This window comes from Stenotrophomonas sp. STEN009, from assembly GCF_056760395.1.
The window spans coordinates 20,792-31,059 of the sequence record NZ_JBRRES010000041.1 but is presented as its reverse complement, the minus strand read 5'-3'; the positions used below and the strand labels follow the sequence as shown (position 1 = coordinate 31,059).

Here is a 10,268-nt window from a genome sequence, read left to right as displayed (position 1 = left end):
GTTCCGTGGGGAGGCGGGGGGGGGGGGGGGGGGGGGGGGGGGGGGGGGGGAAAACAAAACGGGGGGGGGGGGGGCGCCCCCCCCCCCCCCCCCCCCCCCCCCCCCCCACCCCCCCCCCCCCCACCGCAAAGAGGGGGGGGGGGGGGGGAGGAGCTCCGGACCCCACCCCGGCAGTCACCCGCAATGCCGCTTTTGCCTTTGATCTTCTTTTCTCTTTCCGTGGCGGGCGGAACCGCCGGAATGTGTCAGAAGCCGGGCGGGTGGGGCTGCGCAGGGGCGTGAGCCGCATGGATGCGGCGATCGAGCTTACAGGGACGTACTTGCAGCGTCCCCTGCGCAGTCCCGCCCGCCCGGCCAGGCCGATCAACTACCCGGGGCTCCCCGCGACCAACCCCACCCCCGCCACGAGGGGCCGCGCCGTTGGCTGGAAATCCATGTAACCGCTTACACGGAAACGGATTTTTGCCGTAACGGGTATCATGACCGGCTGACTTCACACAGGAGCCACCCGCTCATGCGCCGCAAGATCGTCGCCGGAAACTGGAAGCTGCACGGCAGCCGTCAATTCGCCAATGAACTGCTGGGGCAGGTGGCTGCGGGACTGCCGCTGGACGGGGTCGATGTCGTCATCCTGCCGCCGCTGCCGTACCTGGGCGAGCTGGTCGAGGAGTTCGGCGCGACCGGCATGACCTTCGGTGCCCAGGACGTGAGCAGCAACGAGAAGGGGGCCTACACCGGCGAAGTGTGTGCGGCCATGCTGCACGAGGTCGGTGCCCGTTACGGCCTGGTTGGACATTCCGAGCGTCGCCAGTACCACCACGAGAGCAGCGAACTGGTTGCCCGCAAGTTCGCCGCTGCCCTGCATGCCGGCCTGGTGCCGGTACTGTGCGTGGGTGAGACCCTGGAGCAGCGCGAGGCCGGACAGACCGAATCGGTCATCGCCAGCCAGCTGGCGCCGGTGCTGGATCTCGTCGGTGCCGACGGCTTCGCCAGCGCCGTGGTCGCCTACGAGCCGGTCTGGGCGATCGGCACCGGCCGCACCGCGAGCAAGGAGCAGGCGCAGCAGGTGCACGCGTTCATCCGTGGCGAAGTCGCGCGCATCGATGCTAGAATTGCTGATTCACTGCCCATTCTTTACGGCGGCAGCGTGAAGCCCGACAATGCCGGGGAACTGTTCGCGCAGCCGGATGTCGATGGTGGGCTGGTCGGTGGCGCCTCCCTGGTGGCCGCGGACTTCCTGGCCATCGCGAAGGCGGCGGCCGCGAACTAAATCCTAGAAGTATTGTCCGAGGGCGGATTTCCAATGCTGATGTTGATCCTCAATGTCGTCTACGTGCTGGTTGCCGTAGCCATGATCGCGCTGATCCTGATGCAGCGTGGCTCGGGCGCAGCGGCTGGTTCGGGCTTTGGTGCCGGTGCCTCGGGAACGGTGTTCGGTGCGCGTGGCGCCTCGAACTTCCTGTCCAAGTCGACCAAGTGGCTGGCCGTGGTGTTCTTCGGCATCAGTCTCTTCATGGCCTGGTATGCCGGCCACGGCAGCCGTCCTGCCGCCGAGCAGGATCTGGGTCTGATGTCCGCCCCGGCGGCCAGCGCTCCGGCCGCCCCTGCAGGCGAACTGCCGGCCGTTCCGAAGGCCGATGAGGTCCCGGCAGCCCCGGTTCCGGCGGCGACTGTGCCGGCTCAGGCGGAATCTTCGGTTTCTGGTGAAGAAAAGCCGTCGGAAGGCTCCCAGAAAGACTGAAGCCGGTTACAATACGCGGCGCATCGGGAAGATAGTCTGATGTGATCGTTTGCCCAGGTGGCGGAATTGGTAGACGCACTACCTTGAGGTGGTAGCGACGCAAGTCGTAGGGGTTCGAGTCCCCTCTTGGGCACCATTTGTAAGTAAAGCGGGTTCACCTGGCGCGCAATGCGCCAGGGTGATTTCCGTCCACTCCCCCATGCCAAAGCGCCTGCAGGCGCAGCGGCAGAGGCAAGAGAGAATCGCTGTGCTGGCCGAATATTTGCCGTCTCTGCTGTTTCTGATCGTTGCCACCGGTATCGGCGTCGTGCTGATGCTGGTCGGCCGACTCCTCGGTCCCCGTCGCCCTGATCTGGAAAAGCTCTCGCCGTACGAGTGCGGCTTCGAGGCGTTCGAAGACGCGCGCATGAAGTTCGATGTGCGCTATTACCTGATCGCGATCCAGTTCATCGTCTTCGACCTGGAAATCATCTTCATCGTGCCGTGGACCCAGGTCTTCATGGAGCTGGGTGCCCGTTCGCTGGTCACCATGGGCCTGTTCGTCGGCATGCTGTTCCTCGGTTTCATTTACGTCTGGAAGAAGGGAGCGCTGGAATGGGAGTGATTCAGACGCTCGATGGCCTGATGAACAATCCGACCCCGGAAGGGCGGGTTGATGACATCCTGCGGCCGGAAGGCGACAATCCCCTGCTGGAAAAAGGCTTCGTCACCACCAGCGTCGACGCCCTGCTGAACTGGGCGCGTACCGGCTCGATGTGGCCGATGACCTTCGGCCTGGCCTGCTGTGCCGTGGAGATGATGCACGCCGGCGCCGCGCGCCTGGACCTGGACCGTTACGGCGTGGTGTTCCGCCCGTCGCCGCGCCAGTCCGACGTGATGATCGTCGCCGGTACGCTGGTCAACAAGATGGCCCCGGCACTGCGCAAGGTCTACGACCAGATGCCCGACCCCAAGTGGGTGATCTCCATGGGCAGCTGTGCCAATGGCGGTGGTTATTACCACTATTCCTATTCTGTCGTGCGCGGCTGTGATCGCGTGGTGCCGGTGGACGTCTACGTCCCGGGCTGCCCACCGACCGCCGAGGCGCTGGTGTACGGGATCCTGCAGCTGCAGAAGAAGATCTGGCGTACACAGACCATCGCCCGCTGACCCCTTCACCTGACAAGAGCGCGCCAAGCCCCCATGGCAGAGCAAGCATCCTTCATCGACCGACTCTCCGCACGTTTCGCTGGTGCGAAGGTCATCGTGGTCGAACCCCGCGGCGAAGTGACGCTGGAAGTGCCTGCCGCCGAGTGGCACGCCACCGCCCTGGCGCTGCGTGACGAGTTTGGTTTCGAGCAGGCCGTGGACCTCTGCGGCGTGGACTACCTGGGCTATGGCTCCGACGAATGGGACACCGCCGACGTGTCCTCGCACGGCTTCAGCCGCGGCGTCGAGGGCAAGGCGCAGGGCCGCTTCGCGTGGGGCGAGTTCCCCAGCGAGGAGAGTGCCGAAGGCGCTCGCCCGCAGCACATGCCGACCCAGCGCTTTGCCGTGGTGGCGCAGCTGCGCTCGTACCAGCACAACCTGATGATGCACCTGCGCTGCTTCGCACCTGACGAAGCACTGCCGGTGGTGTCCTCGCTGACCGGCATCTGGCCGGGCCTGAACTGGTTCGAGCGCGAAGCGTTCGATCTGTATGGCGTGATCTTCGAAGGCCACCCGGACCTGCGCCGGATCCTGACCGACTACGGTTTCGTCGGCCATCCGTTCCGCAAGGACTTCCCGCTGATCGGCAATGTCGAAGTGCGCTACGACGAAGAAAAGAAGCGCGTGATCTACGAACCGGTCACCTCGGTTGAGCCGCGTGTCGGCGTGCCGCGCGTGATCCGCGACGACGCCCGTCTGCAGACCGCAGCCGGCGAGCGCGCGCAGGAGGCAGTGAAGTGAGCCACGTACACCAGGCCGGCGAAGCGTTCGCCAGCAATGCCGCCGAAAGCCGGCAGGAAATCCGCAACTACACCATGAACTTCGGCCCGCAGCATCCGGCCGCGCATGGCGTGCTGCGCCTGATCCTGGAGATGGACGGCGAGACCATCATGCGCGCCGACCCGCACGTCGGCCTGCTGCATCGTGGTACCGAGAAGCTGGCCGAGTCCAAGCCGTTCAACCAGTCGATCGGTTACATGGATCGCCTGGATTACGTGTCGATGATGTGCAACGAGCACGCCTACGTGCGCGCGATCGAGACCCTGATGGGCATCGAAGCGCCGGAGCGTGCGCAGTACATCCGTACCATGTACGACGAGATCACCCGCATCCTCAACCACCTGATGTGGCTGGGTTCCAACGCGCTCGACCTGGGCGCGATGGCGGTGATGCTGTATGCCTTCCGCGAGCGCGAAGAGCTGATGGACTGCTACGAAGCGGTTTCCGGCGCGCGCATGCACGCGGCGTACTACCGTCCGGGCGGTGTCTACCGCGACCTGCCGGACCACATGCCGAAGTACAAGGAATCCCGTTGGCACAAGGGCAAGGCGCTGAAGCAGCTCAATGCTTCGCGCGAGGGCTCGCTGCTGGATTTCCTGGAGAACTTCACCAATGAGTTCCCGGGTCGCGTCGACGAGTACGAAACCCTGCTGACCGACAACCGCATCTGGAAGCAGCGCACCGTCGGCATCGGCGTGGTCACCCCGGAACTGGCGCACCAGTGGGGTATGACCGGCGTCATGCTGCGCGGCTCGGGCATCGCCTGGGATCTGCGCAAGAAGCGTCCGTATGCCAAGTACGATGCCGTTGATTTCGACATTCCGCTGGGCAAGGAAGGCGACTGCTACGACCGTTATCTGGTCCGCGTCGCCGAGATGCGTGAGTCCAACCGCATCATCAAGCAGTGCGTGGCATGGCTGAAGGCCAACCCCGGCCCGGTCATGGTCAAGAACTTCAAGGTCGCTCCGCCCAGCCGCGAGGACATGAAGGACGACATGGAAGCGCTGATCCACCACTTCAAGCTGTTCAGCGAAGGCTACTGCGTGCCGGCCGGCGAGACCTACTCGGCGGTGGAGGCCCCGAAGGGTGAGTTCGGCTGCTACCTGGTTTCCGACGGCGCCAACAAGCCCTTCCGCGTGCACCTGCGTGCGCCGGGCTTCGCCCACCTGTCCTCGATCGACTCGGTCGTGCGCGGCCACATGCTGGCCGACGTGGTGGCGATGATCGGTACCTACGATCTGGTGTTCGGCGAGGTTGACCGGTAATGCCGTCTGCCACGCCAACGCCTGCTGCAGGCAGCCGGCGCAAGCCGGCGCCGCAGTTCCTGGAATTTCACGTTATGCATTTCGCTGAGGTCGGCCGATGAAGGCGACAGGTAATTTCGAGGCGGCGCGCGACGTCGACCCGATGGTGGTGCTGAGCGACAAGACCCGCGCTCACATCGATCACTGGCTGTCCAAGTTCCCGCCGGACCGCAAGCGCTCTGCCGTGCTGCAGGGCCTGCATGCGGCCCAGGAGCAGAATGAGGGCTGGCTGACCGACGAGCTGATCGCCGGCGTGGCCAAGTACCTGGACCTGCCGCCGGTGTGGGCCTACGAGGTCGCCAGCTTCTACTCGATGTTCGAGACCGAGAAGGTGGGCCGCAACAACGTGGCCATCTGCACCAACATCAGCTGCTGGCTCAATGGCGCCGAGGACATCGTGCGCCACTGCGAGAAGAAGCTGGGCATCAAGCACGGCGAATCGACCCCGGACGGCCGCGTCTACCTCAAGCGCGAGGAAGAGTGCCTGGCCGGCTGCGGCGGTGCGCCGATGATGGTCATCAACGGTCACTACCATGAGCGTCTGACCCTGGAAAAGGTCGACGAGCTGCTGGACGGGCTGGAGTAAGGGCATGGCACATCACCACGAATCCAAGGGCCCGGTCGGTCCCGCGCCGCTGCCGCACCAGGTGGTCTACACCACCCTGCATTACGACACTCCGTGGTCGTACGAAAGCTACCTCAAGACCGGTGGCTACGCTGCCCTGCGCAAGATCCTCGAAGAGAAGATCCCGCCGGAGCAGGTCATCGAGATGGTCAAGGCCTCTGGCCTGCGCGGCCGCGGTGGCGCAGGCTTCCCGACCGGCCTGAAGTGGTCCTTCATGCCCAAGGGCAACATGCAGAAGTACATCCTCTGCAATTCGGATGAATCCGAGCCGGGCACCTGCAAGGATCGCGACATCCTGCGTTACAACCCGCATTCGGTGGTGGAAGGCATGGCGATCGCCTGCTACGCCACCGGTTCGACCGTGGGCTACAACTACCTGCGCGGCGAGTTCCACCACGAGCCCTTCGAGCACTTCGAACAGGCCCTGGCCGACGCCTACGCGAACGGCTGGCTGGGCAAGAACGTGCTGGGCTCAGGCGTGGACATCGACATCTACGGTGCTCTCGGTGCCGGTGCCTACATCTGCGGCGAAGAAACCGCGCTGATGGAATCGCTGGAAGGCAAGAAGGGACAGCCGCGCTACAAGCCGCCGTTCCCGGCCAACTTCGGCCTGTACGGCAAGCCGTCGACGATCAACAACACCGAGACCTACGGCTCGGTGCCGGCGATCATCCGCAACGGTCCGGAGTGGTTCAAGGGCCTGAGCCGGACCGCCAATGGCGGCCCGAAGTGCTTCTCGGTCTCCGGCTGCGTGCAGAACGGCGGCAACTTTGAAGTGCCGCTCGGCACCACCTTCGACGAGCTGCTGGAAATGGCCGGTGGCCTGCGCCCGGGCCGTACCCTGAAGGGTGCGATTCCGGGCGGCGTCTCCATGCCGGTGCTCACCGCGGCGGAGCTGAAGGGCCTGCCGATGGACTACGACACCATCCGTGCGCTGGGCTCCGGCCTGGGTTCCGGGGCGGTCGTGGTGCTGGATGACAGCGTGTGCTGCGTCAAGTTCGCCTGCCGCATCAGCCAGTTCTTCCACAAGGAATCCTGCGGCCAGTGCACGCCGTGCCGTGAAGGCACCGGCTGGATGCACCGCGTGCTCGAGCGCATCGTCGCCGGCAAGGCCACGATGGAAGACCTGCACCAGCTGAAGGCGGTGGCCGGCCAGATCGAAGGCCACACCATCTGTGCGTTCGGCGAAGCGGCGGCATGGCCCATCCAGGGCTTCCTGCGCCAGTTCTGGGACGAATTCGAGTACTACATCGTCAACGGTCATTCGATGGTTGACGGCAAGAAGGTGGAGGCAGCCGCCGCATGAGCGCGCAACCCGTAAACCCGAACGTGCCACCGGACCATGTGACCATCGAGATCGATGGCAAGTCCCTGGTCGTGCCCAAGGGTTCGATGATCATCCAGGCCGCCGACAAGGCCGGCATTCCGATTCCGCGCTTCTGCTACCACGAGAAGCTGCCGATCGCCGCCAACTGCCGCATGTGCCTGGTGGACGTGGAGAAGTCGCCGAAGCCGGCGCCGGCCTGCGCCACGCCGGTGATGGACGGCATGAAGGTCGCCACCCGCAGCGAGAAGGCGCTGAAGTTCCAGCGCTCGGTGATGGAGTTCCTGCTCATCAACCATCCGCTGGACTGCCCGATCTGCGATCAGGGCGGCGAGTGCGAGCTTCAGGACGTGTCGCTGGGCTATGGCCGTTCGGTCAGCCGCTTCAACGAGCGCAAGCGCGTGGTCCCGGACGAGGACATGGGTCCGCTGGTCGCCACCGAGATGACCCGCTGCATCCAGTGCACCCGCTGCGTCCGTTTCACCGCCGAAGTGGCGGGCACCTATGAACTGGGTGGCATGTACCGCGGCGAGAACCTGCAGATCGGTACCTACGACGGCAAGCCCCTGACCACCGAACTGTCCGGCAACGTCGTCGACGTCTGCCCGGTCGGCGCGCTGACCAACAAGGTGTTCCAGTTCCGTGCCCGTCCGTGGGAGCTGACCGCGCGCGAGTCGCTGGGTTACCACGACGCGATGGGTTCGAACCTGTTCCTGCATGTGCGCCGCGGTGAAGTGCTGCGTTCGGTGCCGCGCGACAACGAAGCGGTCAACGAATGCTGGCTGTCCGACCGCGACCGCTACTCGCACCAGGGCCTGTACAGCGAAGACCGTGCGGTCAAGCCGCTGCGCAAGGTCAACGGCGAGTGGAAGGAAGTGAGCTGGGCCGAAGGCCTGGCCGCTGCCGCCGATATCCTCAAGGCGAACCAGGGCGACACCCTGGGCGTGCTGGTGCACCCGTCGACCTCCAACGAGGAAGGCGCTCTGCTGGCGCGCCTGGCCAAGGGCCTGGGTTCGGGCAACATCGATCACCGCATCAACAACCGCGATTTCTCCGACGCCGCCACCGCCGAAGTGTTCGGCCTGCCGCTGGCGGAGATCGAAGGCGCTGACCGCATCGTGGTTCTGGGCAGCAACATCCGCCATGAACTGCCGCTGCTGCATGCCCGCCTGCGCAAGGCGCAGACCCAGAACGGCGCGAAGATCCACGTCGTCAACCCGGTCGACTTCGACTTCGCCTTCAGCATCGCCGGCAAGCAGATCGTCGCACCGTCGCAGTTCGTCGATGCCCTGGCCAACGCCGAGCTGCGTTCGGCGGTGCAGGGTGGCAGCAACACCGTGCTGATCGTCGGTGCCATCGCCGAGAACCACCCGCAGGCTGCCGCGATCCGCGCCGCCGCGCGTGATTTCGCCACCGCCACCGGTGCCCGCCTGTGCCGCATTCCGCAGGGCGCCAACGCCGTCGGCCTGACCCGTGCGGGCGTGCTGCCGGCCGGCAGGGACGTCGCCGCGATGCTGGCGCAGCCGCGCCAGGCCTACGTGGTGTACGGCCTGGAGCCGGGCCTGGACTTCGCCGATGCGCCTGCCGCGCGCAAGGCACTGGCCGGTGCCCAGGTCGTGGCGTTCAGCCACTTCGCCTGCGCCTCGACCCGCGACGTCGCCGATGTGATCCTGCCGATCGGTGCGCTGCCGGAAATCGACGCCACCCTGACCAACCTCGATGGCCGCGAACAGTCGGCCCGTGCCGGTGGCAAGCTGCCGGGCGAGGCCCGTGAAGGCTGGCGCGTCCTGCGTGCGCTGGGCGGTGAGCTGGCGGTGGCCGGTTTCGACTTCATCGATCTGGCGGGCCTGCGTGCCAGCCTGGCGCCGGTATCGGTCACCGTGGCTGCGTCGGCCCAGCCGGCCGTTGCAGGCGAAGGCCTGGAAGTGGCCTCGACGGCGGCGATCTACCGCACCGATGCCGTGGTCCGCCGCGCTCCGGCGCTGCAGTCGCATCCGCTGAACAACGCCCCGCGCATCGTCCTCAACACGGAAGATGCCGCACGCCTGCAGCTGCAGGAAGGGCAGATGGCCAAGGTCGGCACCGATGCCGGTCGCGCCACCCTGCCGGTGGTGGTCGACGCCCGCGTCGCTGCGGGTTCGGTCTGGATTGAATCGGGCCACGGCGCGACCGCGCCGCTGGGTGCCGCTCGCGTAACGGTGGTGGCTGCATGAACGAATTGCTGTTGAACGCGGTCGATCCGCTGCACCAGTGGCTGCTCGGCCTCGGTGACATCGGCGCGCTGCTCTGGATCATCCTGAAGATCCTGGTGATCACCGTACCGGTGATCGTCTCGGTGGCCTTCTACGTGGTCTGGGAACGCAAGCTGATCGGCTGGATGCACGTCCGCCATGGCCCGATGTACGTGGGCATGGGCATCTTCCAGGCCTTCGCCGACGTCTTCAAGCTGCTGTTCAAGGAAGTGGTCCAGCCGAGCAACGCCAACAAGGCGATCTACCTGCTGGCACCGCTGATCACCCTGGCCCCGGCGTTCGCGGCCTGGGCGGTGATTCCGTTCGATTCGCAGATCGTGCTGTCCAACGCCAATGCCGGCCTGCTGTACCTGCTGGCGATGACCTCGCTGGGCATCTACGGCATCATCCTGGCCGGCTGGGCGTCCAACTCGAAGTATGCGTTCCTGGGTGCGATGCGTGCCTCGGCGCAGATGATCAGCTACGAAATCGCGATGGGCTTCGCCCTGGTCGGCGTCATGATCGCTTCGGGCAGCCTGAACCTGAGCAACATCGTGATGGCCCAGGCCGGCAGTTCCGGCTTCTTCGACTGGTTCCTGATTCCGCTGTTCCCGCTGTTCGTCGTGTACTGGGTGTCCGGCGTGGCCGAGACCAACCGTGCGCCGTTCGACGTGGTGGAAGGCGAGTCGGAAATCGTCGCTGGCCACATGGTCGAGTACTCGGGCGGCGCGTTCGCGCTGTTCTTCCTGGCCGAGTACGCGAACATGATCCTGATCAGTTTCCTGATCTCGATCTTCTTCCTCGGTGGCTGGCTGAGCCCGATCCAGGGCTGGGTCGATCCGGGCACTGTGTCGCCGCTGGTCGACTGGATCTGGAAGGGTGGCGCGCCGTGGCTGTTCGTCAAGGTGTTCTTCTTCGCCAGTGCCTACATCTGGTTCCGTGCCAGCTTCCCGCGCTTCCGCTACGACCAGATCATGCGCCTGGGCTGGAAGGTCTTCATTCCGCTGACCATTTTCTGGATCGCGGTCACCGCCGTCATGGTGTTCTTCGGCGTGATTCAAAAGGGCGTCTAAAG

General features: G+C 65.4%; 10 protein-coding genes and 1 tRNA gene. All 11 read left to right on the top strand.

Annotated features, from left to right (window positions below):
* The first annotated feature begins 514 nt into the window (after positions 1-514).
* The 11 genes from tpiA to nuoH all read left to right on the top strand — a co-directional run bounded on the left by tpiA (position 515) and on the right by nuoH (position 10,266).
* Entirely contained in the window at positions 515-1,270 is a 756-nt protein-coding gene (gene tpiA / locus ACVOMM_RS16315; protein ID WP_053519907.1) for a triose-phosphate isomerase, read from the top strand.
* Between the two features lie 33 nt (positions 1,271-1,303).
* Positions 1,304-1,741 carry a preprotein translocase subunit SecG gene (gene secG, locus ACVOMM_RS16310; protein ID WP_065175541.1) on the top strand — a complete coding sequence of 146 codons (438 nt, stop codon included), beginning with the start codon at positions 1,304-1,306 and terminating at the stop codon, positions 1,739-1,741.
* Positions 1,742-1,792: 51 nt separating this feature from the next.
* Positions 1,793-1,877 (top strand) — tRNA-Leu (locus ACVOMM_RS16305).
* A gap of 111 nt (positions 1,878-1,988) precedes the next feature.
* The gene (locus ACVOMM_RS16300) at positions 1,989-2,345 is read left to right on the top strand and encodes an NADH-quinone oxidoreductase subunit A (protein WP_053519909.1); all 357 of its coding nucleotides are present in this window, start codon (positions 1,989-1,991) and stop codon (positions 2,343-2,345) included.
* Entirely contained in the window at positions 2,336-2,890 is a 555-nt protein-coding gene (locus tag ACVOMM_RS16295) for a NuoB/complex I 20 kDa subunit family protein (RefSeq protein ID WP_005410463.1), read from the top strand. The genes ACVOMM_RS16300 and ACVOMM_RS16295 overlap by 10 nt, the downstream gene beginning before the upstream one ends.
* Before the next feature lie 33 nt (positions 2,891-2,923).
* Positions 2,924-3,670 carry an NADH-quinone oxidoreductase subunit C gene (locus tag ACVOMM_RS16290; protein WP_065181852.1) on the top strand — a complete coding sequence of 249 codons (747 nt, stop codon included), beginning with the start codon at positions 2,924-2,926 and terminating at the stop codon, positions 3,668-3,670.
* On the top strand, positions 3,667-4,974 hold the full coding sequence (locus ACVOMM_RS16285) for an NADH-quinone oxidoreductase subunit D (RefSeq protein WP_053519911.1): 1,308 nt from the start codon (positions 3,667-3,669) through the stop codon (positions 4,972-4,974). The genes ACVOMM_RS16290 and ACVOMM_RS16285 overlap by 4 nt, the downstream gene beginning before the upstream one ends.
* A 97-nt stretch (positions 4,975-5,071) precedes the next feature.
* Positions 5,072-5,599 (top strand): NADH-quinone oxidoreductase subunit NuoE, encoded by a 528-nt coding sequence (gene nuoE, locus ACVOMM_RS16280; protein ID WP_006381132.1) that lies wholly within the window; start codon positions 5,072-5,074, stop codon positions 5,597-5,599.
* A gap of 4 nt (positions 5,600-5,603) precedes the next feature.
* Positions 5,604-6,944: an NADH-quinone oxidoreductase subunit NuoF gene (gene nuoF, locus ACVOMM_RS16275; RefSeq protein ID WP_065175540.1), complete on the top strand. Its 1,341-nt coding sequence runs from the start codon at positions 5,604-5,606 to the stop codon at positions 6,942-6,944.
* Positions 6,941-9,175: an NADH-quinone oxidoreductase subunit NuoG gene (nuoG, locus tag ACVOMM_RS16270; protein ID WP_053519913.1), complete on the top strand. Its 2,235-nt coding sequence runs from the start codon at positions 6,941-6,943 to the stop codon at positions 9,173-9,175. Before nuoF ends, nuoG begins: the two co-directional genes overlap by 4 nt.
* The gene (gene nuoH / locus ACVOMM_RS16265; protein WP_053519914.1) at positions 9,172-10,266 is read left to right on the top strand and encodes an NADH-quinone oxidoreductase subunit NuoH; all 1,095 of its coding nucleotides are present in this window, start codon (positions 9,172-9,174) and stop codon (positions 10,264-10,266) included. Before nuoG ends, nuoH begins: the two co-directional genes overlap by 4 nt.
* Positions 10,267-10,268 lie beyond the last annotated feature (2 nt).